The sequence below is a fragment of the Mycobacterium pseudokansasii genome (assembly GCF_900566075.1).
Classification (GTDB): domain Bacteria; phylum Actinomycetota; class Actinomycetes; order Mycobacteriales; family Mycobacteriaceae; genus Mycobacterium; species Mycobacterium pseudokansasii.
The window spans coordinates 1,616,135-1,641,935 of sequence record NZ_UPHU01000001.1 but is presented as its reverse complement, the minus strand read 5'-3'; the positions used below and the strand labels follow the sequence as shown (position 1 = coordinate 1,641,935).

Here is a 25,801-nt window from a genome sequence, read left to right as displayed (position 1 = left end):
CCCGGGCATCGCGGCAGGGCCAAAGGTCCCTGCTTGCCGAGGGCTTCGTCCTCTGCCACGATCAAATGCCCCGCCCCGATGCTTGATGCATGACAACGATGGGACGGCTGGTCTGAATCGGAAAGGCAGCCATGAATGCCCCATTCCCGGACGCGGGCGCCCTTCGAGCGGTCCTTACGCTGGCCACCCGTGCGCCCTCGGTCCACAACACCCAACCGTGGCGGTGGCGGGTGGGCGCGGCAAGTCTGGACCTGTTCTCCGAGCCCGACATGCAACTGCACAGCACCGACCCGGACGGGCGCGATCTGATCATCAGCTGCGGTGTCGCACTGCATCACTGTGTCGTTGCCTTGGCGTCGATGGGCTGGCGCGCCAAGGTAAGCCGCTTGCCCGATCCGGACAACCCCCGCCACCTCGCGACCATCGAGTTCCAGGCCCAGGATGCCGATCACGCCGACATCGCACTCGCCGCGGCCATCCCGCGGCGCCGGACCGACCGTCGCGTCTACAGCAGCTGGCCGGTGGCCGGCGGTGACGTCGCCCAGATGGCCGCGCGGGCGGCTCGCTGTGGGGTTATGCTCCGCCAGGTCGACGCGCTCGACAAGATGAGATCAATTGTCGCCCAAGCTGTGTGGAGCCATGCGGGCGACGAGGAGTACATCCGCGAGCTCACGACCTGGAGTGGGCGCTACGGCGGCGTGGCCGGGGTTCCGGCCCGGAACACTCCGCCGTCGGATCGCAGCGCCCCGATCCCCGGCCGGCTGTTCGCGGCACCGGCGCTGGCCCAACCCTCCGGCATCTCGCCCGCCGACGACGGCGGCGTCATCCTGGCACTGGGCACCGACCAAGACGACCGCGTGTCTCGGCTCCGGGCCGGGGAGGCGACCAGCGCCGTCCTGTTGACCGCGACCGCCATGGGATTGGCGTCCTGCCCGATCACCGAACCATTGGAGATCCAGAGCACGCGCGACGCCGTTCGCGCGGACGTGTTCGGCGACAGCGGCTACCCGCAGATGCTGCTCCGAGTCGGTTGGGCGCCGATCAATGCCGACCCGTTACCGGCCACGCCGCGGCGTAGTCTTTCGCAGGTCGTCGACGGGCCCCGCGAGCTACTGGAGGAGCGGGGCTGACCAGTGCAGCAATGTGCCGCCAGTGGCGGTCGCATCGATGGCGAATTCGCCACCGGCCTCTTCTGCGCGCCGACGCAGATTGGTCAGGCCGCTGGCAGTGAACTGGTCGGGCATTCCGCATCCGTTATCGCTCACCTCGATGCACAAGTCGTCGGCGACTTTGACCCGGATCATCAATGTCGTGGCCCGCGCGTGGCGGACGGCGTTGCTGACGGCTTCCCTGACCACCGCCTCGGCGTGATCGGCAAGCAGGTTGTCCACCACCGATAGCGGGCCGACGAATTGCACCGAGGTGCGCAACCCCGATCCGGCGAATTGGGCGACGGCGGCATCGATTCGCTGCCGCAGCCGGGTGATGCCCTGTGAGCCTCCGTGCAGGTCGAAAATCGTGGTCCGGATCTCCTGAATGACTCCCTGAAGATCGTCGATCGCTTCCGAAAGTCGTTGCTGCACTTCGGGAACCCGTGCGCGCGGAACGGCAGCCTGCAACGCCAGACCGACGGCGAAGAGGCGCTGGATCACGTGGTCGTGCAGGTCGCGTGCAATCCGGTCGCGCTCGGTCACGACGTCGAGCTCACGCATCCGGCGCTGCGAGCTGGCCAGCTGCAGCGCCAGTGCGGCCTGATCGGAGAAGGCGGCCATCATCTCGAGTTGGTCCTCGCTGGCCGGTCCGGAACTGTCATGGCGCAACAGCACGACGACGCCGGCGCAGGTATCGGTAGCCCGCAGTGGCAACAGCAGCGCCGGACCCGCGACGTCGACGCCGTCCAGCGCAAACTTCTCGACCTGTTTCGGGCTGCTGTCGACGCAGACATCCGCGAGCGCGGTGTCCGCCACCGAAATAACTTGCCCCATAACGGAAGCCACAGTGCTGCCCACCGTCTCGATCACCAGCAGCTCCGTCACCTTGGCGGCCGGCACGTTCTCGTCGAGCGGAACGGCCACCAGAGCCGCGTCCGCCGCGGTCAGCTTGAGCGCCTCCTCGGCGACAAGCCGAAATACCGTCGCTGGTTCGGCGCCGGAGAGCAATTCGGTGGCGATGTCACGGGTCGCCTCGATCCAGGACTGTCGCGTCGTGGCCTGTTGGTAAAGCCGGGCGTTCGCAATGGCGATGCCGGCGGCCGCGGCCAGCGCCTGGACCAGCAATTCGTCGTCGTCGCTGAACGGCTGACCGTTGGTCTTGTCGGTCAGGTACAACGTGCCCAGCGACATGTCGTGCACCCGAACCGGCACCCCGAGGAAGGTGCTCATGGGCGGATGATTGGCCGGAAAGCCAACCGATGCCGGATGCAATGAAAGGTCTTCCAGCCGTAGTGGTTTGGGCTCGTCGATGAGCAGGCCGATGATGCCAAGGCCCTGGGGCAGGTGGCCGATCCGCTCGACGGTCTCATCGTCGAAGCCCTCATAGACGAACTGCAGCACCCGCTTGTGCCGATCGTGAACCTCCAGGGCACCGTAGCGGGCATCAACGAGATTGGTCGCCGAGTGCACAATCGTGCGCAGTGTCGCGTCCAAGTCCAGACCCGACGTGACGACGAGCATGGCTTCCACCAGCCCGTCGAGGCGGTCGCGGCCCTCCACGATCTGCTCGACCCGCTCCTGCACTTCCACCAGCAGCTCACGCAGCCGCAGCTGGGAAAGCGTTTGGCGCAGCGGACGCAGACCCGAGTCCGGGGTTGTGCCCGGATCGACGCGAAGCCGGTTGTCAGCCATGGGTGCGCGTCACCCGACGCCCGGCCGCGAACGCTGCAACTGCGTTGCGAATACCGCGGCCTGCGTCCGCCGCTCCATTCCCAGCTTGGCCAACAGCCGGGATACATAGTTCTTCACCGTCTTTTCAGCCAAAAACATCCGGTCGGCGATCTGCTTGTTGGTAAGACCCTCGCTCAACAGACCCAGCAGCGTCCGCTCCTGATCGGTCAGGCCGGACAACGGGTCCGGCTTCTCGACACCACCCCGCAGTTTGGACATCAACGCCGCCGCCGCCCGATTGTCGAGCAGCGACCGTCCCGCGCCCACTTCTTTGACCGCACGGGCCAATTCCATTCCCTTGATGTCCTTGACGACATATCCACTGGCACCCGCCAGGATCGCGTCCAGCATCGCCTCATCGGAGGTGTACGACGTCAGGATCAGACAGCGCAGTTCCGGCATGCGCGACAACAGATCTCGGCACAGCTCGATGCCATTGCCGTCGGGCAACCGGACGTCGAGCACCGCCACATCGGGGTTAGCCGCCGGAATTCTGGCCATCGCTTCGCCAACCGAACCCGCCTCGCCGACGACCTCGAGTTGAGGGTCCGCGTCGAGTAGGTCGATCAGGCCGCGCCGTACCACCTCGTGGTCATCGACCAAGAAGACTGTTACCAAGACTTCACTCCTGAGATAGTCCCGAGATTGGCTGTTTCTACAAGTTGCCACTGCGTACGGTCAGCACCGAGCATCCTGCGCTGTAGACGTTGCAGGCCTGTGCGGCATGGGAGTCGGTGACATACAGTTGGTCCGGCTTGGCGTTGGCGGCGATGTAGCGGCAGGCATGTCCGCGAATGACGGTCGACTCGACCTCGACGTCGGGGTACAGCCGCGTCCACCGCGCCAGCCGGCGGCTCAGTTGCGCTTGCGCCAAACGGTTTCCGTCGCCGGCGTCACCCGATGTGTCGGGCATGCGTGCCGACAGAGCCCGCAGCGCAACCCCCCTCAGCCTGGCCTCCTCGAACGCATGTCGCAGCACCGAACCGTTGTTCACCTCCGCGACCACCGCGCTGATCTTCGGCACCGGCACTCCGCCGGGGGGGACCTGGATTACCGCCACCGGGCATAGCGCCGACCCGGCCAGGGTCGCCGCGACCGAGCCCTCGCCGCGGCGCGCGTGGTTGAGCCCGATGGACCCGACACAGACCATCACCGCCGACCTGGACTCCTCCATCAGCTTGGTGAGCGGCCTGCCCCGTAGGACTTCGGTTTCCACCTTGACCGGGTGTCCGGTGGCTTCAACGGCACGGCATGCGTCGAAAAGTGCCGCGTGCGCCGTGCCTTGCCGACCATCACGACCGCCACCGCCCGACGGTTCCAGCGGATCGATGACGTACACAAGGCGCAGCGGGATGTCTCGGCTGACCGCCTCGTCGATCGCCCACAGCGCTGCCTGGGTTGCCGCCTTGGATCCGTCGATACCGACGACCACCGCCGGAGCTGACGGGTTGCTCATCGTGCTCTCCTCTGCTGAGCCGTTGGCTACTCGCACGTTATCGATGAGGCACCCGGCTTACCCAGGGGCGTTGGTCCCGATATCAGTGCCATTGGTCCCTACAGGACAGCGGAAACCAAACGCACTATTGCCAGCGCGGCGATAGACGAATTGGATGTTTACGAGCCGTCGTTGCATGTGAACAAGGAGTTGAATCCGCGGCGATACAGCCCATCATCCAGACAGGAGATCTCGGAATGGCTGCTCAACAGACATCGTCATCGCCAATTCCCAGCCGGCAATCGTCGCGCCCGTTGATCGGGAAGGGCTGGATTCAGGGTGTGGCCCTGGTGATGATCTTCGGCTTCCTGGTGATGGGAATCCTGGTCTACCGCACCTATACCGCGGCGATGCCGATGCCGGACAAGGTCGTCACCGAATCGGGCCAGGTCCTGTTCACCGGCGACGACATCACCCGCGGCCAAGAGCTCTACCAGGCGCGTGGCCTTATGCAATACGGTTCGGTGCTCGGCCACGGCGCCTACCTGGGGCCCGACTACACCGCCGACTACCTGCGCATGGCCACCGACGACGTCGCCGATCAGCTACGGGCCCAAGGTGTGGCCGGCCCCCGGGATCGGGTGGTCACCGAATTCCGGACCAACCGCTACAACCCCGATACCAAGACGCTGGTGTTCACTGACCGCCAGGCCGCGGCATTCGGGCGGATCCAAAACCACTACGCCGCCTACTTCGGGGAGAACTCGACGAAGTACGGGCTGCTGCCGCAGCTGATCACCGACAAGGCACAAATCCGGGACCTGACCGCGTTCTTCGCCTGGACGGCATGGGCGGCCGCCGCCGAGCGGCCCGGCCACACGTACAGCTACACCAACAACTGGCCGGCCGAGCAGCGCGTCGACAACGGTCCGACCGCAGCGGTGATCCTATGGTCGGCGCTGTCGCTGATCGCGTTGCTGGGCGGCATCGGGATCATGTTCGCCATCTACGGCCGCTGGAGCCAAAAGGTCGGCTGGCACAGTGCCGAGGCGTCCAACCTCTCCTTCCGCCAACCCGGCGAGGTGAGCCTGACGCCGGCCCAGCGAGCGACCATCTGGTTCTTCGCGATCGTGTCCGTGCTCTTCCTGGCCCAAACACTGCTGGGCGCCGCCGCCGAGCACTATCGGGCCGACTTGTCGAACTTCTTCGGCCTGGACCTGGCCCGACTGCTGCCGTACAACCTGGCCCGAACCTGGCATCTGCAGTTAGCGCTGTTCTGGACCGCGGCAGCGTTTCTGGCGGGTGGCATCTTCCTGGTGCCGTTCATCAGCCGTCGGGAGCCAAAACGCCAGGGCCTGTTGGCTTACGTATTGCTGGGCGCGGTTGCGGTCGTGGTGTTCGGCTCGCTGATCTGCGAGGCGCTCTCCATCTACGGGGTGATCCCCCACGGCGGGCTGCTCTCCCAGCAGTGGGAGTACCTCGACCTGCCACGGCTATGGCAGATCCTGCTGATCGTCGGCATGTTCGTCTGGATCGCGATCATCTGGCGCGGCATGCGCGCCCGGCTCAAAGGCGAGTCCAAGATGAACATGCCGTGGTTGTTCTTCTTCTCCGGCCTGGCCATACCCACCTTCTACGCCGTCGGGTTGTTGGCCAGCAGCGGCACCCACTACACGGTCGCCGACTTCTGGCGGTTCTGGGTGGTGCACCTGTGGGTCGAGGACTTCCTCGAACTCTTCACCACCGTGATGGTGGCCTACATGTTCGTGCTGCTGGGTGTGGTGCGCGAACGCATTGCCCTGGGCGTGATCTTCCTCGATGTGATCCTGTACTCCGCCGGCGGCGTCATCGGCACCATGCACCACCTGTACTTCTCGGGTACCCCGGTGGAGCACATGGCGCTGGGCGCCTTCTTCTCGGCTGCCGAGGTCATCCCGCTGACCTTCCTGACGGTCGAGGCGTGGGCGTTCCTGCAGCTGGGAGCGCGCCAGCAGTCCGGGGATGCCAACCCGTTCCCACATCGTTGGGCGGTCATGTTCCTGGTCGCGGTCGGATTCTGGAACTTCGTGGGAGCGGGCATCTTCGGATTCCTGATCAACCTGCCGGTCGTGTCCTACTACGAGATCGGCACCGCGCTGACGGCAAATCACGGGCACGCGGCGATGATGGGGGTATACGGTATGCTGGCCGTCGGCCTGGCGATGTTCGCCTTCCGCTATGTGATCCCGGCCGACAAGTGGCCGGAGAAGCTGGCGCGAATCTCGTTCTGGGGCATGAACATCGGCCTGGCCTGGATGGTGTTCGCCACCCTGCTGCCGCTGGGTATCCTGCAGCTCTACCACTCGGTCAACGACGGCTATTTCGAGGCGCGGTCGTTGGGCTACATCACCAAGCCCGGCAACGCGGTGATCGAATGGCTGCGGATGCCCGGTGATCTGATCCTCATCGTCGGCGGCGTGCTGCCGTTCGTCTGGATCGCCTGGACCGCGCTGCGCAACTTCCGCTCCGGTTCGACGGTCGAGGAATTGCCGGAACATCCGCTCTACACCGAGGTTCAGGCGGAGACATCCGGTTCCGCAGCGCCGGCGAAGGACTGACAGGTGGCGCCGCCGGCTACCACGGTCTGGCTTGTCGCCGGATATTCGCTGGCATTGCTGGCCATCGGGTGGAGCTTCGACTCGATGGCGCGGCGGGCATCAGCGCGTGCGGCACGCTGGCGCACCGGCCAATTCACCTATCACCCCGACCACGACGCCTGGGTGTGTCCACAGGACCAATGGCTGTGGCCGAGCTCGTTCGATCCCAAGCACCGGGTCATGCGTTATCGGGCGTTGCCGGTGGTGTGCAACAGTTGTCCGGTCAAAGACACCTGCACGACATCGGACCACGGCCGGGAGATCAGTCGCGAGGTGGACCCGTGGCCGCACTCGGATGCCGGACGGTTCCACCGCGGGATCGCTTGCTGCGTGGCCGCTTTGGGAATCGTGCTGCCGCTGGCGACGTTGATCGTCAACCACTCGCCGACTGAGGTGTTGGTGTTGACGGGCACCATGCTGGTCGTCGCGCTGCTGGGGCTGCCGCTCGCCCGCCACCTGTGGAACACCCCGTCCAACGCGCCCGACCATCTGCCGCATCGGACCGCGATCGAGGACCAGGTGGCTGCCGCGGTCGACCGCTATTCGACTCGCTGGGGCGGCTGGGAAGGCAAGGAGGACAAAACATCGTGACCGGTGTGGCGATCGGGTTCATCGTTGTCGGCGTGGTGGTGCTGGTAGTGCTTGCCGTGCTGTCGCCGGCCGTACTCCGCGAGTACGAGCGCGGGGTGGTCTTCCGGATGGGGCATGCACGCCCGCTCTACCAACCGGGACTTCGGTTTCTGATTCCGTTGGCGGACAAAATGATCCGTGTCGACCAGCGGCTGGTCACGCTGACCATCCCGCCGCAGGAGGTGATCACCCGTGACAACGTGCCGGCCCGGGTCAATGCGGTCGTCATGTTCCAGGTGACCGACCCGATGAAAGCGATTCTGGCGGTGGAGAACTACGCGGTGGCCACATCGCAGATCGCGCAGACGACACTGCGATCCCTGCTGGGCCGCGCGGACCTGGATACCCTGCTGGCACATCGCGAGGACCTCAACAGCGATCTACGCACCATCATCGAAAAGATGACCGAGCCGTGGGGTGTACAGGTTCGCGTGGTGGAGATCAAGGACGTCGAAATTCCCGAGTCCATGCAACGGGCGATGGCCCGAGAAGCCGAAGCCGAGCGGGAACGCCGCGCCAAGGTCATCAATGCCCGAGGCGAGCTGCAGGCGTCAGAGGAGCTGCGGGAAGCCGCCGAGACTTTGTCGAAAAGCCCCGCCTCACTGCAATTACGCTATCTGCAAACTCTTTTGGAGCTCGGCGCCGACCAGAACTCGACGGTCGTCTTCCCGCTGCCGGTCGACATCATCACCCCGTTTCTGCGGCAACCTGAACTGTTGCAGAGCGTTGTCGACAACTTCAACCGCCGCGGCTAACCGGGCGCCGCACCGTCAGAGGAGCTCACAGGAGCGTCCCAGAGACGGATTGGGTTCACAGCGACTTAAAGTCGCGACTCATGGCTGGCGCGCAGATCCACTGCACCACAGCCCTGTTCACACCGGGTACCCGACGCTGCACACCGCGGTTCACCGCACCCGCAAGCCCGCCGGCGGGATAGTCACCGCCCTGCGGCCACCGTCGACTGGCTATACGCTGACCGCGGCCCGCGGCCTGCCCACACATGTCGTGATGCTCGTCGACGGTCTGCGCCCTAGCGGTCCCTGCCGCTTATTGCCTATCAGGTGAGCCAGCGCCGGCTCCCGCACCCACGCCGAAGCGGCCGAGAAGGCCACAAAAGTCAAGGGGCTGTGACGCAATGGATTACGCGTTCTTGCCGCCGGACATCAACTCTGCGCGTATCTACAGCGGCCCCGGACCCGGCTCGTTACTGGCTGCTGCAGGAGGCTGGGATACGGTAGCCGCCGAATTGACGTCCGCGGCCGAGGGCTACGGCTCGGTGGTCTCATCCCGGACCACTATGTACTGGTGGGGCCTAGCCTCGGCGTCCATGCCGGCAATGGCCGGCCCCTTTGTGGAATGGCTGGAAACCACTGTTGCGCAGGCCAAGGAGTCCGGCGATCAGGTCAGAGCGGCAGCGGCCGCCTTCGAGCAGGCCCATGCGATGACGGTTCCCCCCGCTGTGGTCGCGGCCAATCGCGCCCAGTTGAAAGCGCTGATCGCGTCGAACTTCTTCGGGCAGAACACTGCGGCGATCGCGGCTACCGAGGCGCAATACGCGGAAATGTGGGCCCAGGACGCCGCCGCCATGTACGGCTACGCGAACAACTCGGCCGCCGCCACCGCGCTGACACCGTTTTCCTCCCCTGAGCAGAGCGTCAACCCGGTTGGAGTGGTCGCCCAGAGCGCCGCAGTCAGCCAAGCTGCCGGCGGCTCCGCCGGAACCACCGCGACCGTGTTGTCGTGGTTGGCTTCATCGGCGCCCGACGCGCTGCAGGCGGTCCAGGATTGGCCGAATATCCTGCCCGAAGACTTCACCATTCTTGACGCCATATTCGCGGTCTGTGCAACCGTCGGCGTGTCACAGGATGTCGAGTCGTTCGCCGCCGGAATCATCGGGGCCGAGGACAACCTCGGCCTACTGGGCACCACCGAAAATTCGGCGGAGTTGCTTCCGACCGGCATCTCCCCGGTCTTCGCAGCAGCCGAAAGCAGTTCTGGCGCAGGGCTGTCCAACGTGGTAACCGCGAGCATGAGCCAGGCGGGCTCGATCGGCCCGTTGTCGGTGCCACCGTCCGAAACCGCGCCGTCGACCGGTCCCGTAACGGCGCTGACGGGCAGCGGCTTGACCACCATCCCCGGGACCGGGGTACCCGACCACGGCCTGCCGGGGGTACCCGGCACGCCGGCCGGCACGCTGAGGCGAGCCTCGAGCGTCGTGCCCCGCTCCGGGCTTCGGCTCACCGTGATGTCGCGCCCCCCGGCGGCCGGCTGATCATCGGCCACAGCCTTCGTCGACTCCGGTAACCGGCCGCGGTGTCGCTGCCGGGCTACCTGCGGCCGACCATTCCAGCGATCGGGCAGAATCGCGAACGCCGAGCAGCCCCGGCAAACTTTCGTTTCGCCTTGGCCCATCCGGCAAATTCACTGCGAATTCAGGTAGCCGTCGCCTAATATTCACTCGAACCGGCGTACGCGGTCGGCTGTGGCTTGCCAGTTTTAGGGCACTCCGGAATCGAAGGTCACCCAACATGCCCTGTGCGAATGGCCCACCAGCGTCGTAACTCCCACGACGCCACCTGAAAACAGCCCGAAAAGTCCTGGGCCGCAATCTCACTGACCCGCTGTGTTGTTAGTCCCGGCTTCCGGACTTACGGGGACAACCCATCTTCCACGACACCGCAAACGCTGCACCTACCGACGATGCCGCCGAACCGATTCGGGCATGCCCCACCGCATACACTACCTAAGGAGCTGTGACACAATGGATTTCGCCTTATTGCCGCCCGAAGTCAACTCCGGCCGGATGTACACCGGTCCCGGCCCGGGCTCGCTGCTCGCCGCGGCGGGCAGCTGGGACGCGCTGGCCGCCGAGCTGGACACCACCGCCCAGACATATGAATCGGTCGTGTCCGGCCTGACCGCTTTGGATTGGTACGGCCCCGCATCGGAGTCGATGACCGCAAAGGTCGCCCCGTATGTGGGTTGGCTCTACACGGCGGCGACCCAGACAAAGCAGACGGCCATGCAGGCCAGGGCCGCGGCGGCGGCCTTCGACCAAGCGTTTGCGATGACGGTGCCGCCGCCGGCGATCGCGGCCAACCGCATCCAGCTGATGGCGTTGATCGCCACCAACTTCTTCGGTCAGAACACGGCGGCGATCGCGGCCACCGAGGCGCAGTACACCGAGATGTGGGCCCAGGACGCGGCGGCGATGTACGGCTACGCCACCAGCTCGACGGCGGCGGCGCAACTGGCGCCGTTCTCCTCGCCGGCGCAGATCACCAACCCGGCCGGGCTCAGTGCCCAGAACGCCGCCGTCGCCCAAGCCAACGCCAGCGCGGCCGCCACCGACCCGGTGTCGCAGCTGGTTGCCGCGGTGTCCCAAGCATTGGCGGGACTGCAGGCAGCAGTCGGCAATGCGATTCCCGAAGATCTCGCCGTCCTCGACGGCATCTTGGCTACGTACGGGACCGTCGGCGCGACCCAAAACATCGAGTCTTTTGTCTCGGGGATCATCGGCGACGAAAGCAGTTTTGGGCTGATTCCCGCGGTCGCAACCGAGGCCGTAACCGAGGCCTCTCCTGTGCTCACCGCGGCGCAACTGCCGACCAGCGCCGGGTTGGGCATGGGGCCCAACCCGGTGCTTGCGAGTGCGGGCCGGGCCGGTTCGATCGGGCAACTATCCGTGCCGGCGAGCTGGGCCGCCCCGGCCACCCGGACTGTCGCGGCATTGTCGCCCGCAGGCCTGACGACGATACCGGGCACCGAGGAGGTCGGGGCAGGGGCGCCGGGCGTTCCGGGAATGGCGGTGCCGGCGCCGTCGCGCGCCTCCGGCGTGCTGCCCCGTTACGGGGTGCGGCTCACGGTCATGGCACACCCACCGGCGGCCGGGTGACTCGGTTAGTCGGGCCCGGGTGGCGGCTCGGTCGGTGCGAAGTTCCAATTGTCGGGATTCTTCGGCGAATACACGACCGGAAGCACCTGCCCCGTAGCCGGCCACTGGCTGACGTCGACCACCATCCGCCGATAGACACTGTGCTCGTTGACGGTGGGCCCGTTGAGGACGCCGGAGATGGTGACGAACTGCTCCCCGGTCTCGTCCGGCCGTGGACTGACTCCGGTCACCAGCAGCGTGCCGCTCGCCAGGGCACCCCGCGGGCCGGGCGGAAAGAACCGCGGAGCAAGGAACACCACCAGAACCGCGACCAAAATGAGCAGCACTCCCAATTCCCATCCCACGCCGCCATGGTAGGACTGCTGGCGTGAGTCAGCAGGATCTGCTCCTTGCGCTGGCGCTCGCCGACCGCGCGGACGCGGTGACGCGCGCCCGGTTCGGTGCGCTCGACCTGCACGTCGACACCAAGCCGGACCTGACGCCGGTGACCGACGCCGATCGCGCGGTCGAAGCCGACATCCGTGCCGCACTCGCCCGGGAACGTCCCGACGACAGCATCCTGGGCGAAGAATTCGGCGGAACCACCATCTTTAGCGGACGGCAGTGGATCGTCGACCCGATCGACGGCACCAAGAACTTCGTGCGCGGGGTGCCGGTGTGGGCCAGTTTGATCGCCCTGCTCGACGACGGCGTTCCGTCCGTCGGGGTGGTGAGCGCGCCCGCGCTGCAACGACGGTGGTGGGCCGCGCACGGCCAGGGTGCGTTTGCCTCAGTTGACGGCACGCCGCCGCGCCGGCTGTCGGTTTCCTCAGTGCCGGAACTGGATTCGGCGAGCTTGTCGTTCTCGAGTCTGTCCGGCTGGGCGCAGCTCGGCTTGCGAAACCGGTTCATCGAGCTGACCGATGCGGTGTGGCGGGTGCGCGCCTACGGCGACTTCCTGTCTTACTGCCTGGTGGCCGAGGGGGCCGTCGATATCGCCGCCGAACCGGAGGTGTCGGTGTGGGATCTGGCCGCGCTGGACGTCCTGGTACGCGAGGCGGGCGGCCAACTCACCAGCTTGGACGGTACCCCCGGGCCGCACGGCGGCAGCGCCGTGGCGACCAACGGCCTACTGCACAACGGGGTTCTCGCCAGGCTCCACGCGGCGTAACCTGGCGTCCGAGAATGAGTTCTTCGCCGGACGACCCGTTCACCATCCCGACCAAACACTGGCACCGCCTCGACGACGGCCGGATCCAGTGCGACGTGTGTCCGCGTGCCTGCAAGCTCCACGAGGGTCAGCGCGGGCTGTGCTTCGTCCGCGGCCGGCGTGCCGACCAGATCGTGCTGACCAGCTATGGACGCTCCAGCGGGTTCTGCGTCGATCCGATCGAGAAGAAGCCGCTCAACCATTTCTTGCCCGGGTCGGCCGTGCTGTCGTTCGGCACCGCGGGGTGCAACCTGGCGTGCAAGTTCTGCCAGAACTGGGACATCTCCAAATCGCGCGAGACCGACACGCTGGCCAGCCGCGCCGGGCCTGCTGATATCGCCCACGCCGCTGACGAATTGGGTTGTCGCAGTGCGGCATTCACGTACAACGATCCGACGATCTTCTGGGAATACGCCGCCGACGTCGCCGACGCCTGCCACCAGCGGGGTATCAAAGCGATCGCGGTGACGGCCGGGTACATGTGTCCGGCCCCGCGCGCGGAGTTCTACCGGCATATCGACGCCGCCAATGTCGATCTGAAGGCGTTCACCGAAGACTTCTACCGCAAGGTCTGCGTCGGCCACCTGCGCGACGTGCTCGACACCCTCGTTTACCTACGCCATGAGACGAACGTGTGGCTGGAGATCACCACCCTGCTGATCCCGGGCCACAACGACAGCGATGCGGAACTCGCCGCCGAATGCGCATGGATTCGCGAAAACCTGGGCGTCGACGTACCGGTGCATTTCACCGCATTCCATCCCGACTACAAGATGACCGACACGCCGCCGACGCCGCCGGCCACGCTGACGCGGGCCCGTCGGATCGGCATCGACGAAGGCTTGCGGTTCGTCTACACCGGAAACGTCCACGACGCCGAGGGCGGCACCACATGCTGCCCGGGATGCGGGACCGCGGTGGTAGTTCGCGACTGGTATGCGATGCGGCATTACGCGCTGACCGATGACGGACGCTGCCGAGGGTGCGGCTGTCGATTGGCCGGGGTATACGACGGCCCGGCGGGACGGTGGGGTCGGCGCCGGCTTCCCCTGCCGACCAGCTTGTCGCCGGTGTGAATTAAGTAACGGCCCTATTTATCTTACTCGGGAGTAAGATAGGGTGATCGCACCGCCCCAACGACAGAGGCAAGCTGACATGACCAACACACTTCCCGCTGCTAAAGCTGCTTCCAGCGCTCAGCGCACCCGCAACCGCCTGTCCCGGCGCCGCGGCCAAACCGCCATCGGGATGCAGCCGCACAAACGAAGCGGTATCGACGTCGCACTGGCCCTCCTGACACCCTTCGTCGGCCAGGAATTCCTGGACAAGTACCACCTGCGCGACCCGCTGAACCGAACGTTGCGCTATGGCACCAAGACCATCTTCTCCACCTCCGGCGCCGCGACCCGGCAGTTCCGGCGGGTGCAGAGCCTCCGTGGCGGCCCGACCCGGCTCAAGGCCAGCGGCAAAGACTACTTCGATCTCACCCCCGACGACGACCAGAAGATGATCGTCGAGACCGTGGACGAATTCGCCGCAGAAATCCTGCGACCCGCCGCACACGACGCCGGCGAAGCCGCGACCTACCCGCCCGACCTCATCACCAAAGCCGCCGAGCTGGGCATCACCGCAATCAACATTCCCGAGGATTTCGACGGCATCGCCGAACACCGCTCCAGCGTGACCAACGTGCTGGTGGCCGAGGCACTGGCGTATGGCGACATGGGGCTGGCGTTGCCGATCCTGGCCCCCGGCGGGGTGGCGGCCGCGCTGACCCACTGGGGCAGCGCGGACCAGCAGGCCACCTACCTCACGGAGTTCGCCGGTGAGAACGTTCCGCAAGCGTGTGTGGCCATCGCCGAACCACAACCGCTGTTCGACCCCACCCGGCTCAAGACCACCGCGACGCGCACCCCGTCCGGCTACCGGCTCGACGGCGTCAAGTCGTTGGTCCCGGCTGCCGCCGCCGCCGAACTGTTCATCATCGGGGCACAGCTGGACGGCAAACCGGCCTTGTTCATCGTCGAGTCGTCAGCCAAGGGTCTGACCGTCAAGCCGGACCCGAGTATGGGCGTCCGCGCCGCGGCCCTGGGTCAGGTCGAGCTCACCGGAGTCACCGTCCCGCTGAGCGCGCGTCTGGGTGAGGTTGAGGCGACCGACGGCGACTACTCGGAAGCGATCGCGCTGGCCCGGCTGGGCTGGGCCGCGCTGGCGGTCGGCACCTCACATGCGGTTCTCGACTACGTCGTCCCCTACGTCAAAGAACGCCAGGCCTTCGGCGAGCCCATCGCCCACCGGCAGGCCGTCGCGTTCATGTGCGCCAACATCGCCATCGAGTTGGATGGACTGCGACTGATCACCTGGCGCGGGGCGTCACGAGCCGAGCAGGGCCTGCCCTTCGCCCGTGAGGCCGCGCTGGCCAAGCGGCTCGGCGCCGACAAGGGAATGCAAATCGGCCTGGACGGCGTCCAGCTGTTGGGCGGCCACGGTTTCACCAAGGAGCACCCGGTCGAACGCTGGTACCGCGACCTGCGGGCCATCGGCGTCGCCGAGGGTGTCGTCATTATCTGAGTCGTTATCTGATCCGAGCCGAAAGTCTAGTGATGGCAATCAATCTGGAACTACCACGCAAACTGCAAGCCGTGATGACCATGACGCATCAGGGTGCCGCCGAGATCCTGCGGCCGGTCTCGCGCAAATACGATCTGAAAGAGCACGCGTACCCGGTCGAACTCGACACCATGATGAGTCTGTTCGAGGGTGTCGCGGACGCCAAATCGGTCGCCTTCGCCGGGGCGGACGCGCTCGGCGACACCGAGTCCACCACCGACAACCACAACGGCGCCAACATGGCCGCGCTGCTTCAGACGCTGGAGGCCTGCTGGGGTGATGTCGCGCTGATGTTGACCGTCCCATACCAGGGGCTGGGCAACGCGGCCATCTCCGCGGTCGCCACCGACGAGCAACTCGAACGGCTGGGCAAGGTGTGGGCGGCGATGGCCATCACCGAGCCGGGATTCGGATCGGACTCGGCAGCGGTGTCGACGACGGCCACCCTGGACGGCGACGAGTATGTGATCAACGGCGAAAAGATCTTTGTCACCGCCGGTTCGCGTGCCACCCACATCGTGGTGTGGGCCACCCTGGACAAGTCCAAGGGCCGCGCGGCAATCAAGTCGTTCATCGTCCCGCGCGAGCACCCCGGTGTCACGGTCGAACGGCTCGAGCACAAGCTCGGCATCAAGGCGTCCGACACCGCCGTGATCCGCTTTGACAACGCGCGCATTCCCAAGGACAACCTGCTGGGCAACCCCGAAATCCAAGAAGGCAAAGGCTTTTCGGGGGTGATGGAGACCTTCGACAACACTCGCCCGATCGTTGCCGCGATGGCCATCGGAGTCGGCCGCGCTTCGCTGGAGGAGATCCGCAACATCCTTACCGACGCCGGAGTCGAGATCGACTACGACCGACCCGCTTATGTCCAGAGTGCCGCTGCGGCCGAGTTCCTGCGGATGGAGGCCGAATGGGAGGCCAGCTACCTGTTGGCGCTGCGCGCGGCCTGGCAGGCCGACAACAACATTCCCAACTCCAAAGAAGCGTCGATGAGCAAGGCCAAGGCCGGCCGGATGGCCAGCGACGTGACGCTGAAGAGTGTCGAATTAGCCGGCACCACAGGCTATTCCGAACAGACCCTGCTGGAGAAGTGGGCTCGCGACTCCAAGATCCTGGACATTTTCGAGGGCACCCAGCAGATCCAGCAACTGGTGGTCGCCCGTCGGCTGTTGGGCCTGTCGTCAGCCGAGCTCAAGTAACGGTCGCGAGCAGAACGCAAAAGCCCCCGCACGCTCGGCGTGTCGGGGGTTTTCGCGTCTGCTCGCGCCGCGGTCGCCTCGCCTGCCTCGTTACCGTCGAGCGCAAGGGCAACTTTCGCTCCAGTCACAGGAGTCTCTGCGGGTTGGGGTGCGCGTTCTGCCCGCCTATCCGCGACAAACGTTGTTGCGGCCAAATGTGGACCGACCAGCCCAGATAACCAGGTGGCGTAGGTGATTGCCGTGAGGCGAGATCACCGCGACGCCCGGGCACCGGTGAAGTCGAGGGCAATATCGACGAGCATGTCCTCCTGTCCACCGACCATGCCGCGGCGGCCGGCCTCTTCGAGCAGGGCCCGGGCGTCGACGTCGTAGCGGGCGCCAACGCTTTCGGCATGCCGCAAAAAGCTGGAGTACACCCCCGCATAGCCGAGCGTCAGGGTTTCCCGATCGACGCGTACTGGCCTGTCCTGCAGCGGGCGGACCAGGTCATCGGCGGCATCTTCGAGCTGGTGCAGGTCACACCCGTGGTCCCAGCCCAGCCGGCTGGCGGCGGCGATGAACACCTCGAGCGGGGCGTTGCCCGCACCGGCTCCCATACCGGCCAGGGAGGCGTCGACCCGGTTGGCGCCGTGCTCTACCGCGACGATCGAATTCGCCACCCCCAGCGACAGGTTGTGGTGGGCGTGGATACCGATTTCCGTTGTAGCACGAAGCTTTTGACGCAGCGCATCAACCCGTGCGGCAACGTCGCGCATGAGCATCGCACCCCCAGAGTCGACGACGTAGACGCAGCCCGCACCGTAGCTTTCCATCAGCGCGGCCTGTCCGGCCAGCGCGTCGGGTGTGGTCAGGTGGCTCATCATGAGAAAGCCGACGGCGTCCATACCGAGGTCTTTGGCTGCGGCCAGGTGTTCGGCGGCGATGTCGGCTTCGGTGCTGTGGGTGCCCACCCGCACCACGCTCGCGCCGGCTCGGTGAGCGTGTTTGAGGTTGCGGACGGTGCCGATTCCGGGCAGCAGCAACGTTGCGACCTTGGCGCGCTTGACGGTACCGGCGACGGCTTCGATCCATTCCAGGTCGGTGTGCGCCGCGAATCCGTAGTTGCACGTCGACCCGGCCAGCCCGTCACCGTGGGCCACTTCGATGGAGTCCACGCCGGCGGCGTCGAGCGCGCCGGCGATGGCCGTCGCCTGCTCGATGGTGTACTGGTGGCGCACGGCATGCATCCCGTCACGCAAGGTGACGTCGCTGATGTGGAGATCGTGGATCATGAACGGGCTCCGGTGGTTTGACTGGCGTGAGTGGCGATGCGCTCGGCGGTGGCCTTGGCCGCCGAGGTCATGATGTCGAGGTTGCCGGCGTAGGCGGGCAGGTAGTCTGCCGCGCCGGCGACCTCGAGCAGTACGGTGACCCGGGTGCCGGTGAACTTGCCGGTCTCCGGGATGAACAGCGGGTTCGCGGCGGCGAACGTCTCGAATTGGACATGCTGCTTGAGTCGGTATCGGGGGACGTAGGTTCGCACCCGCGCCACCATGGCCTCGATCGACCGTTCGATTGCGCCGTGGTCGGTCTCGCCCTCGACCAGGCAGTAGACCGTGTTGCGCATCAGGACCGGCGGGTCGGCGGGATTGAGGATGATCAGCGCCCGGCCGCGCTGGGCTCCTCCGACGGTTTCCAGCGCGGCTGCAGTGGTTTCGGTGAACTCGTCGATGTTGGCTCTTGTTCCCGGCCCGGCGGATTTCGCCGAGATCGACGAGACGATCTCGGCGTAGGAGACGCAGCCGACCTGACCGACCGCAGCCACGATGGGCACCGTGGCCTGTCCGCCGCAGGTCACCATGTTGAGGTTTTGGGCGTCCAGGTGGTCGTCGATGTTGACCGCGGGGACGCAGTAGGGCCCGACGGCGGCCGGGGTCAGATCCAGGACCCACACTCCGGTGTCGCTGAGTTTGGCCCAGTTCGCCCGGTGCGCGTCCGCCGACGTTGCGTCGAAGACGACCTTGATGTCGGTGAAATTCGGCATCGCCAGCAGGCCGTCGATTCCCCGGGCGGTGATCGGAACCCCGAGGCGGTCGGCACGGGCCAACCCGTCGGATTCGGGGTCGATGCCGACCATTGCCGCCACGGTGAGTGGGCCGTCGCTGCGCAGGATCTTCATCATCAGGTCGGTACCGATGTTTCCGGCGCCGATGACGGCCACCGGCCACTTCGCTTGTGGGGACATGGTTTTCCTCAGGTGAAGGTCAGCGAGACCGCACCCAGGCCGCTGATGGCGCCCGAGGCGGTATCGCCGGCGTGGACGAAGGCGGCGGCGGTGAAGGAACCGGACATGACGAACTGTCCGGCCAGGATCTCGGTGCCGAAGGGGGCGAGCGCGTTGGCCAGCCACGCCACGGCAGCCGCCGGGTCGCCCAATACGGCCGATCCCAGGCCGGAGTCGACTTCGGTTCCGTTGAGGCACAGCGATGCTCGTGCAGCGGACAAATCGATGTCGTCGGTATAGGCGACCCAGTCCCCGATCACGACGGCGCCGCAGCTGGCGTTGTCGGCAACGGTGTCACACAACGTCAGTCTCCAGTCGGCGATCCGGCTGTCGACGATCTCCAGCGCGACCGCGACCGCCTCGGTTGCGGTGCGCACGTCGTCGACGGTGACGCCCGGACCGCGCAGCGGTTTGCGAAGCAGGAAAGCCACTTCCGGCTCCACCCGCGGTGCGCACAGCCGGGCTCGTGCCACGGCCGACCCGTTCGGCACCACCATGTCGTCGAGGATGTACCCGAAGTCCGGCTCGTCGACACCGAGCAGGGTTTGCATCGGTTTCGAGGTGAGGCCGATCTTGTGGCCGGCGACGGATCTGCCGTCGCCGAGGCGGCGCGCCAGGTTCACCTGCTGGATCGCGTACGCGTCGGCGACGCCCATGCCGCGATACCGCAGTGTCAACTGGCCGATCGGTGCGGCGTCGGCGTCCGCCGCGGCAAGCAGGGCGGCAGCCTCGTCGATCATGCCGGGCATCAGCGTCATCGGTCTTCGTTCTCCCCGATCATCCGCAGCGCGGTGTCGTAGAGCGCCTTGCCGTGGATCTCGAACATCGCGGTGAGATCGACACTGTCGCCGCCGATTTCCTTGGCGATGAACAGGCCGTCCGCGCCGGCGATCGCGTACGTCGCCAGTTGGTGTGCCTGCTCATCGGTCAAGCCCGGGGCCAGGTCGCGAAGACTGCGGCTCATGGCATCGAAGGCCTGGTCCCTGACCTGAATGAACATCGCCCGCGCGCGGGGTTCCACCGGGCGGCGCTCCAGCGCCAGCATCAGCCCCAGGCGTAGGAAGTCCGGCGAGTTCAGCACCGCCTTGGCGGTTCCGGCCGCGACCTCGAGCAGGCGGTCGCGCGCAACCAGATCCTCGGGCAACTGCCACACCTTCAGCCAGTTACCGAAGCTGCGTTCGATGACGGCGGCGATCAGGTCGTCCTTGTCCTTGAAATGCCAGTAGATCGAGCTCGCCGGAAGCCCGCACTTGGCGCTCACCGCGCCGATGCTGGTGCCTTCGTAACCACGTTCGGCGGCGATCTCGGTGGCTGCGTCCAGGATTCGGTTTCGCGACATCTCGCCGTCGGCGCGCCGCTGACGGCGTTTGGCTTCGCTTTTCGGATTCTTGGTCATCGGACTCCCGCCTCTTGACTATGTAGTGATCACTACAGTACCGTAGCAATCACTACAGAACAAGTCCCCGGCCTACGGGGCCTCAATAGAAATGTGAGACGGCAGTGACTGACACTTCGAGTTACGACGTCGCGATCATCGGCTACGGGCCGACCGGTGCGACCGCGGCCAATATCCTGGGTCGACTTGGACTCAAAGTTGTTGTGATCGAACGCGATCCGGATATCTACCGGCGCGCCCGCGCCATCTCTGTCGACGAAGAGGTGATGCGGGTGTGGCAGTCGGTCGGGCTGGCCGACCGGCTGCAGGAGGACATGCTGCCCGGCCGGCCGATCGCCTTTGTCGACGCCAACTGTGTGCCGTTCATCGAGTGGGTCATCGGGTCGAAGGGCTCGGGGCATCCACCACAACAGTTCATCTATCAACCCGCTGTCGATCAGGTCCTGCGCGAGGGTGTTGCGCGTTTTCCCAGCGTCGAGGTGCTCGTCGAGCATGAATGCCTGCGCGCGCTTAACAAAGGTGACGAGGTCGAGCTGATGCTGGCCGACCTGGCCACCGACACCTTCCAGCGGCTGCGCGCGTCCTACGTGATCGCCGCCGACGGCGGGTCGTCGCCGACCCGGGGGCAACTGGGCATCGGCTACGAGGGGCGCACCTATGGTGAGCGCTGGATCGTGATCGACACCAAGGTGCGCAAGACCTGGGATGCCCACGACCGCTTGCGGTTTCACTGCACACCGAAGCGTCCCACCGTCGACTGCCCAACTCCGCTGATGCATCACCGCTGGGAGTTCCCGATCCGCGCGGACGAGGACGAAAAGAAACTGTCCAGTCACGAGGAGATCTGGAAGGTCCTGGGCGCCCAGGGCATCACCGAGGAGAATGTCGAGATCCTGCGCGCCGTGGTGTACAGCCACCACGTCCGCTTCGCCGACCGGTGGCGCGCGGGCCGAATCTTCTTGGCCGGTGATGCCGCGCACGCCATGCCACCGTGGCTGGGCCAAGGTATGTCGGCCGGCGTTCGTGATGTGAACAATCTGTGCTGGAAGATCGCGGCGGTGCTGCGCGGACAGGCCCCCGACAAGCTGCTGGACTCCTACCAGAGCGAGCGGATGCCCCACGTCAAAGAGGTGACTCGGCGCGCGGTCATGATGGGCCGGCTGATCACCGAGCGGCACCGGCCCATCACCTTCGTCCGCGATCATCTGCTGCGCAGGCTGACCCGCGGCCTGCCCCGTTCGGTGGATGTGCTGCAGAAGTACTTCTGGATACCCGACGCTCGGTACGCCGATGGGTTCCTGGCGGCCGGGCAACCGGCCGTCGGGTGGCAAATACCCCAGCCCCGGGTCATCGACACCAAGGGTGCGACGGTCCGTCTTGACGACGCGCTGGGGAACCGGTGGGCGATCCTGTACACCGACGCCCTGCCCACCGGCGCCGGCGCGTGGACCGAGCTCGGGCTGCCGGCCTTCCGGATCGATGGACCGAACTCGGCAAGCCACAACGACGCGATCCGCGACAGCAGCGGCAACCTGCTCGCCTGGCTGAAGGACAGGGCAGCGGCCGCCGTGGTGGTGCGCCCGGACGGATTCGTCTATGCCGCAGGCGCATCCGGGAAGCCACTACCTCCACCCCCGGCCGGACTGACGCAGTGCAACGCGCCCGCCCCGGTCGAGCCGATCAGAAGTGGAACAGCAGCATGACCGTCATGGAGCTGACCGAAAACACTGCCGTCGTCGCCGGCAAGACCATCTTCTTCGCCGAAAAGGGTCACGGCTTCCCGGTGGTCATGTTGCACGGCGGCGGACCCGGAGCGTCGGGAGTGTCGAACTACTCGCGCAACATCGACGCCCTTGCACAGTCCTATCGCGTCATCGTTCCCGACATGCCGGGCTACGGTCGCTCGGCCAAGAGCTCCGACCACGACGATCCGTTCGGGTACCTGGCCGACATGATCCGCGGCCTACTCGACGAATTGGACGTCCAGACCGCACATCTGATCGGCAACTCCTATGGCGGCGCCACGGCTCTGCGGCTGGCGCTGGACACGCCGCATCGCGCCGGCAAGCTGGTGTTGATGGGCCCGGGCGGTATCGGCACCACCCGCGGGCTACCCACCAAAGGCCTGAAGAGCCTGCTTTCCTACTACAGCGGTACCGGGCCCAGCCGCGAGAAGCTGGCCACGTTCGTTCGCAGCTATCTGGTCTATGACGGCACCGCGGTACCCGATGACCTGATCGATTCGCGCTACCGCGCTTCCGTTGACCCGGAGGCGGTGGCCAACCCGCCGCTGCAGCGGCCTTCGGGACCGACGGCGCTGCGAACCGCCTGGCGCATGGATCTCACCCGCGACAAACGGCTCAAGCAGCTGCCCAACCCCACGTTGGTGCTGTGGGGCCGTGACGACAAGGTCAACCGTCCCTCCGGTGGACCGCTGCTGGCAAAGCTGCTGCCCAACGCCGAGCTGATTGTGACATCCCAAACCGGCCATTGGATGCAGTGGGAGCGCTCGGACTTCTTCAACCAGCTTGTCACCGAATTCCTTTCTCCTGACTCGAAATTGGCGATCTCATGACCAGCATCTCAACTTCGGTCTTCGGCCGGGTTCACCTCGGCTACATCGTGATCGAAACCGAAAAGTTCACCGACTGGCGACGTTTCGGTCGCGACGCCATCGGCATGCACCTCGACGAGACGGCGCCCGGGGTGATGCGTTTCCGCCTCGACGACAACGAATGCCGCTTCCTGCTGCAACGGGGTCCCGGCGAGGATGCCACCGCCCTGGGCTGGGAGCTTGACGACCACTCCACGTTCGACACCATCGAGGCGCGGATCAAAAGCCACGGCGTTCCGGTCACGGTAGGTTCCGACCACGATGCCGCGCTGCGTGGCGTCGAGCGTTTCGTGCGGTTTCCCGGACCCAACGGCCTGACCCAGGAGATGTACGTCAACGCCCGCAACGGCCCCGAACCGCTGACCTTGGCAGCCAGCGGCGGCTTCGTCACCGGGGTGCACGGCATGGGTCACGTGGCCATCGCCACCAAGAAGCCACATCAGATGCGCGGGTACTACGACACGGTGTTTGACGCACGGCTCAGCGACTACATCGACGAGACGATCAGCGGCGTCAAATTCAAGATCCGGTTCCTGCGGGTCAACGAACGCCACCATACGGTAGCGATCGCGTCGACGAAACACCTGCCGATCAACCCGATTCGCACCAGGATTCAACATTGCAACGTGCAGGTCGCCGAGCTCAGCGACATGACGCTGGCCTATCAGCGGGTGAAGCACCTGGGGTTCGACATGGCCCTTTCGGTTGGCCAGCACACCAACGACAAGGAGTTGTCGTTCTACGCGGTGACCCCGTCGGGGTTCGAGTGGGAACTGGGCTGGAATCCGATCGTCGTCGACGAATCGACCTGGGAACCAACCACTCATCAGGGCATCAGCATCTGGGGGCATACCCCGGAGGGACAGGCGATCGTCGACATCTTCGAGCGGTTCAAGGTCGGCGCTCGGTCGATGCTGCACCGCGAGAGCGCCGTTCCCGAGCTCTGCGGGACGGGTATTCCCGACGACCGAGCCGACGAGGCAGTCAACCGAAAAGCGACCGGGTGGAAACCCATCCAGCCGGTGCGGTTAGCGTCGAGCTATGGATACGTTTCAAGCACTGGTTGCCCGCCAGGCCGAGGATCGGATCAGCATGGCGGTGGAGACGCTGACAACGGCCGACCTGCCGCCCGGTGAGGTGACCATCCGGGTGCTGTATTCGAGCGTCAACTTCAAAGATGCGCTCGCATTGACGCCGGGCGGCGGTGTGGTGCGCAAGTACCCAGTCATACCGGGTATCGATCTGACCGGCGAAGTCGTGGACTCGCAGTCACCCGAGTTCGCCGTCGGCGACATGGTGCTGGCCCACGGCTATCAGATCGGGACTGGCCACCACGGCGGCTACGCCGAATATGCCCGGCTACCAGCCGATCAGGTGGTACCGCTGGGCGCGTTGAGTCCGCACGCCGGCGCGGCGGTCGGCACTGCCGGCTTCACCGCAGCGATGAGCGTGCAGGCGCTGATCGATTGGGGTATCGCACCCGACGCCGGGTCCGTCGTCGTCACCGGCTCCTCCGGCGGCGTCGGCACGGTCAGCGTCGACCTGCTGGCGGCCGCGGGCTATCGAGTGGTGGCCTCGACCGGCAAACCCCAGGCCGCTGAACTACTGAAAATGCTTGGCGCCAGCGAGGTTATCGGCCGGCTGCCCGCCGATCCGAACGCCAAACCGCGGCCATTGGCCACCGCGCGCTGGGCGGCTGCGGTGGACTGCGTGGGCGGCGCGACGCTGGCGGATGTGTTGAGCGCAGTCGATTATGGCGGGGCGGTGGCCGCCAGCGGCCTCACCGGCGGGGCGGCCCTGCACACCACGGTGATGCCGTTCATCTTGCGCGGCGTCGCTCTGCTGGGAATGGAGTCCGTGCAGATGGCGATCGGTCCGCGCCGAAAGCTGTGGACACGACTTGGTGATCCGTTGCGGCCACGCCATCTGGCCGACATCACCACCGAGGTCGACGTCAAGAATGTCGTCGAGGTGGTCGACCAAGTCCGGGCCGGCGCGTTCACGGGGCGGGCTGTGGTGCGGGTAGCCGGCGGGTTCTAGATTGGGCCGGGGACTGATAACGGAGGTGGTATGCGCGCGATACGGGTGACCCGACTCGACGGTCCGGACGCGGTGGAGCTGGCAGAGATCGGCGAACCCGCCGGCGGCGGTGTGGTGGTCGATGTATACGCGGCCGGCGTGGCGTTTCCCGACGCGCTGCTCACCCGCGGCCTCTACCAGTACCGGCCCGAGCCGCCGTTCGTGCTCGGAGCCGAAATCGCCGGGGTGGTCCGCACCGCACCCGGGGATGCGGATGTGCGTGCCGGCGACCGAGTCGTCGGCCTGACGATGCTCACCGGCGGCATGGCCGAGGTCGCGGTGCTCTCCCCCGACCGGGTCTTCAACCTGCCCGACAACGTGAGCTTCGAGGCAGGAGCCGGATTGCTGTTCAACGACCTGACCGTGTACTTCGCCCTCAGTGTCCGTGGCCGGTTGCAGCCCGGCGAAACGGTACTGGTGCATGGTGCGGCCGGCGGGATCGGCACGTCGGCGCTGCGGCTGGCACCGGTGCTCGGGGCGTCGCGCACCATCGCGGTGGTCAGCACCGAGGATAAGGCTGCGATCGCGACGGCGGCCGGGGCTACCGATGTGGTGCTGGCCGAGGGGTTCAAAGACGCGGTCAAGACGCTGACGGACGGTCGCGGCGTCGACATCGTGGTCGACCCGGTGGGCGGCGACCGGTTCACCGATTCGCTGCGCTCACTTGCCCCCGCGGGTCGCCTGCTGGTCATCGGCTTCACCGGCGGTGAGATACCGAGTGTCAAGGTAAACCGGCTGCTGCTCAACAACATTGACGTGGTCGGGGTCGGCTGGGGCGCCTGGGCCGGAAAGCACCCCGGCGCGCTGTCTGAGCAGTGGGCCGCACTCGAACGGCTGCTCAGTTCTGGCAAGCTGCCTCCTCCCGAGCCGGAGGTCTACCCGCTGGAGCAGGCCGCCGCCGCAGTGGCGTCGCTGGAAAAGCGCACCGCCAAAGGCAAAGTCGTCCTGCGCGTCCGCGAATAGCGACCGC

The 25,801-nt window shown here is 66.2% G+C and carries 22 protein-coding genes and 1 pseudogene; 15 read left to right on the top strand and 8 right to left on the bottom strand.

Annotation, left to right across the window (positions count from 1 at the left end):
- Positions 1-131 precede the first annotated feature (131 nt).
- Entirely contained in the window at positions 132-1,130 is a 999-nt protein-coding gene (locus tag EET10_RS07505) for an Acg family FMN-binding oxidoreductase (protein WP_122502019.1), read from the top strand.
- Here EET10_RS07505 and EET10_RS07500 read toward each other — a convergent pair.
- From EET10_RS07500 to EET10_RS07490, 3 genes are read right to left on the bottom strand one after another with little or no spacing between them, the layout of a single operon-like run.
- Complete coding sequence (locus EET10_RS07500) at positions 1,110-2,843, bottom strand: sensor histidine kinase (RefSeq protein ID WP_051490579.1); 1,734 nt, start codon at positions 2,841-2,843, stop codon at positions 1,110-1,112. The genes EET10_RS07505 and EET10_RS07500 overlap by 21 nt on opposite strands.
- A gap of 9 nt (positions 2,844-2,852) precedes the next feature.
- Positions 2,853-3,500: a hypoxia response regulator transcription factor DosR/DevR gene (dosR, locus tag EET10_RS07495; RefSeq protein WP_036404123.1), complete on the bottom strand. Its 648-nt coding sequence runs from the start codon at positions 3,498-3,500 to the stop codon at positions 2,853-2,855.
- Between the two features lie 37 nt (positions 3,501-3,537).
- Entirely contained in the window at positions 3,538-4,338 is an 801-nt protein-coding gene (locus tag EET10_RS07490) for a universal stress protein (protein WP_036404125.1), read from the bottom strand.
- A gap of 236 nt (positions 4,339-4,574) precedes the next feature.
- Here EET10_RS07490 and EET10_RS07485 point away from each other — a divergent pair, with 236 nt between their 5' ends.
- The 5 genes from EET10_RS07485 (at position 4,575) to EET10_RS07465 (ending at position 11,478) form a co-directional block, all read left to right on the top strand.
- A complete protein-coding gene (locus EET10_RS07485) occupies positions 4,575-6,914 on the top strand; it encodes a nitric-oxide reductase large subunit (RefSeq protein ID WP_063467753.1) in 2,340 nt (779 codons plus the stop codon).
- Between the two features lie 3 nt (positions 6,915-6,917).
- Positions 6,918-7,544, top strand: a complete 627-nt coding sequence (locus EET10_RS07480) for a hypothetical protein (protein WP_036404131.1) — start codon at positions 6,918-6,920, stop codon at positions 7,542-7,544.
- A complete protein-coding gene (locus EET10_RS07475; protein WP_036404133.1) occupies positions 7,541-8,338 on the top strand; it encodes a slipin family protein in 798 nt (265 codons plus the stop codon). The genes EET10_RS07480 and EET10_RS07475 overlap by 4 nt, the downstream gene beginning before the upstream one ends.
- A 380-nt stretch (positions 8,339-8,718) precedes the next feature.
- Positions 8,719-9,855 carry a PPE family protein gene (locus EET10_RS07470; RefSeq protein ID WP_036404135.1) on the top strand — a complete coding sequence of 379 codons (1,137 nt, stop codon included), beginning with the start codon at positions 8,719-8,721 and terminating at the stop codon, positions 9,853-9,855.
- A 489-nt stretch (positions 9,856-10,344) separates the two neighbouring features.
- Positions 10,345-11,478, top strand: coding sequence for a PPE family protein (locus EET10_RS07465; protein WP_036404137.1), 1,134 nt, complete (start codon positions 10,345-10,347; stop codon positions 11,476-11,478).
- A gap of 5 nt (positions 11,479-11,483) precedes the next feature.
- Here EET10_RS07465 and EET10_RS07460 read toward each other — a convergent pair whose 3' ends face one another.
- Positions 11,484-11,822 carry a hypothetical protein gene (locus EET10_RS07460; protein ID WP_036404139.1) on the bottom strand — a complete coding sequence of 113 codons (339 nt, stop codon included), beginning with the start codon at positions 11,820-11,822 and terminating at the stop codon, positions 11,484-11,486.
- A 23-nt stretch (positions 11,823-11,845) separates the two neighbouring features.
- On the opposite strand from EET10_RS07460, the gene hisN reads away from it, so the two are divergent.
- From hisN to EET10_RS07440, 4 genes are all read left to right on the top strand, one after another.
- Positions 11,846-12,628, top strand: a complete 783-nt coding sequence (gene hisN / locus EET10_RS07455; protein WP_063467751.1) for a histidinol-phosphatase — start codon at positions 11,846-11,848, stop codon at positions 12,626-12,628.
- Positions 12,629-12,642: 14 nt separating this feature from the next.
- A complete protein-coding gene (gene amrS / locus EET10_RS07450; protein WP_122502018.1) occupies positions 12,643-13,743 on the top strand; it encodes an AmmeMemoRadiSam system radical SAM enzyme in 1,101 nt (366 codons plus the stop codon).
- A 79-nt stretch (positions 13,744-13,822) separates the two neighbouring features.
- Positions 13,823-15,238: an acyl-CoA dehydrogenase family protein gene (locus EET10_RS07445; RefSeq protein ID WP_122502017.1), complete on the top strand. Its 1,416-nt coding sequence runs from the start codon at positions 13,823-13,825 to the stop codon at positions 15,236-15,238.
- 32 nt (positions 15,239-15,270) lie between these two features.
- Positions 15,271-16,479, top strand: a complete 1,209-nt coding sequence (locus EET10_RS07440) for an acyl-CoA dehydrogenase family protein (RefSeq protein ID WP_036404143.1) — start codon at positions 15,271-15,273, stop codon at positions 16,477-16,479.
- 251 nt (positions 16,480-16,730) lie between these two features.
- On the opposite strand, the gene dmpG is transcribed toward EET10_RS07440, so the two are convergent.
- Genes dmpG through EET10_RS07420 form a run of 4 tightly spaced genes read right to left on the bottom strand, consistent with a single transcriptional unit; the run spans position 16,731 to position 20,138 of the window.
- Positions 16,731-17,750, bottom strand: coding sequence for a 4-hydroxy-2-oxovalerate aldolase (gene dmpG, locus EET10_RS07435; protein ID WP_122502016.1), 1,020 nt, complete (start codon positions 17,748-17,750; stop codon positions 16,731-16,733).
- Positions 17,747-18,703, bottom strand: a complete 957-nt coding sequence (locus EET10_RS07430) for an acetaldehyde dehydrogenase (acetylating) (protein WP_167480143.1) — start codon at positions 18,701-18,703, stop codon at positions 17,747-17,749. Before EET10_RS07430 ends, dmpG begins: the two co-directional genes overlap by 4 nt.
- Positions 18,704-18,711: 8 nt before the next feature.
- Positions 18,712-19,491, bottom strand: coding sequence for a 2-keto-4-pentenoate hydratase (locus EET10_RS07425; protein ID WP_423793584.1), 780 nt, complete (start codon positions 19,489-19,491; stop codon positions 18,712-18,714).
- A gap of 5 nt (positions 19,492-19,496) precedes the next feature.
- A complete protein-coding gene (locus EET10_RS07420) occupies positions 19,497-20,138 on the bottom strand; it encodes a TetR/AcrR family transcriptional regulator (protein WP_036404149.1) in 642 nt (213 codons plus the stop codon).
- A 104-nt stretch (positions 20,139-20,242) separates the two neighbouring features.
- Between EET10_RS07420 and EET10_RS07415 the strand changes: the two genes are divergently transcribed.
- The 5 genes and pseudogenes from EET10_RS07415 (at position 20,243) to EET10_RS07395 (ending at position 25,794) form a co-directional block, all read left to right on the top strand.
- Positions 20,243-21,841 carry a bifunctional 3-(3-hydroxy-phenyl)propionate/3-hydroxycinnamic acid hydroxylase gene (locus EET10_RS07415; RefSeq protein WP_122502015.1) on the top strand — a complete coding sequence of 533 codons (1,599 nt, stop codon included), beginning with the start codon at positions 20,243-20,245 and terminating at the stop codon, positions 21,839-21,841.
- On the top strand, positions 21,838-22,713 hold the full coding sequence (locus EET10_RS07410; protein ID WP_036404153.1) for an alpha/beta fold hydrolase: 876 nt from the start codon (positions 21,838-21,840) through the stop codon (positions 22,711-22,713). Before EET10_RS07415 ends, EET10_RS07410 begins: the two co-directional genes overlap by 4 nt.
- A pseudogene (locus tag EET10_RS07405) lies at positions 22,710-23,717 on the top strand (VOC family protein); the annotation flags it as partial. The gene EET10_RS07410 and the pseudogene EET10_RS07405, both read left to right, overlap by 4 nt.
- A 76-nt stretch (positions 23,718-23,793) precedes the next feature.
- Complete coding sequence (locus EET10_RS07400; protein WP_122502013.1) at positions 23,794-24,792, top strand: acrylyl-CoA reductase family protein; 999 nt, start codon at positions 23,794-23,796, stop codon at positions 24,790-24,792.
- Positions 24,793-24,822: 30 nt separating this feature from the next.
- Positions 24,823-25,794: an NADPH:quinone oxidoreductase family protein gene (locus EET10_RS07395; protein WP_036404157.1), complete on the top strand. Its 972-nt coding sequence runs from the start codon at positions 24,823-24,825 to the stop codon at positions 25,792-25,794.
- Positions 25,795-25,801: the final 7 nt, after the last annotated feature.

What these genes read in the sequence shown, in the direction of transcription:
- EET10_RS07505 (WP_122502019.1), top strand. Translation starts at nt 132, where the DNA reads ATGAATGCCCCATTCCCGGACGCGGGCGCCCTTCGAGCGGTCCTTACG.
- EET10_RS07500 (WP_051490579.1), bottom strand. Translation starts at nt 2,843, where the DNA reads ATGGCTGACAACCGGCTTCGCGTCGATCCGGGCACAACCCCGGACTCG.
- EET10_RS07490 (WP_036404125.1), bottom strand. Translation starts at nt 4,338, where the DNA reads ATGAGCAACCCGTCAGCTCCGGCGGTGGTCGTCGGTATCGACGGATCC.
- EET10_RS07485 (WP_063467753.1), top strand. Translation starts at nt 4,575, where the DNA reads ATGGCTGCTCAACAGACATCGTCATCGCCAATTCCCAGCCGGCAATCG.
- EET10_RS07470 (WP_036404135.1), top strand. Translation starts at nt 8,719, where the DNA reads ATGGATTACGCGTTCTTGCCGCCGGACATCAACTCTGCGCGTATCTAC.
- EET10_RS07465 (WP_036404137.1), top strand. Translation starts at nt 10,345, where the DNA reads ATGGATTTCGCCTTATTGCCGCCCGAAGTCAACTCCGGCCGGATGTAC.
- amrS (WP_122502018.1), top strand. Translation starts at nt 12,643, where the DNA reads ATGAGTTCTTCGCCGGACGACCCGTTCACCATCCCGACCAAACACTGG.
- EET10_RS07445 (WP_122502017.1), top strand. Translation starts at nt 13,823, where the DNA reads ATGACCAACACACTTCCCGCTGCTAAAGCTGCTTCCAGCGCTCAGCGC.
- EET10_RS07440 (WP_036404143.1), top strand. Translation starts at nt 15,271, where the DNA reads ATGGCAATCAATCTGGAACTACCACGCAAACTGCAAGCCGTGATGACC.
- dmpG (WP_122502016.1), bottom strand. Translation starts at nt 17,750, where the DNA reads ATGATCCACGATCTCCACATCAGCGACGTCACCTTGCGTGACGGGATG.
- EET10_RS07430 (WP_167480143.1), bottom strand. Translation starts at nt 18,703, where the DNA reads ATGTCCCCACAAGCGAAGTGGCCGGTGGCCGTCATCGGCGCCGGAAAC.
- EET10_RS07425 (WP_423793584.1), bottom strand. Translation starts at nt 19,491, where the DNA reads ATGCCCGGCATGATCGACGAGGCTGCCGCCCTGCTTGCCGCGGCGGAC.
- EET10_RS07420 (WP_036404149.1), bottom strand. Translation starts at nt 20,138, where the DNA reads ATGACCAAGAATCCGAAAAGCGAAGCCAAACGCCGTCAGCGGCGCGCC.
- EET10_RS07410 (WP_036404153.1), top strand. Translation starts at nt 21,838, where the DNA reads ATGACCGTCATGGAGCTGACCGAAAACACTGCCGTCGTCGCCGGCAAG.
- EET10_RS07400 (WP_122502013.1), top strand. Translation starts at nt 23,794, where the DNA reads ATGGATACGTTTCAAGCACTGGTTGCCCGCCAGGCCGAGGATCGGATC.
- EET10_RS07395 (WP_036404157.1), top strand. Translation starts at nt 24,823, where the DNA reads ATGCGCGCGATACGGGTGACCCGACTCGACGGTCCGGACGCGGTGGAG.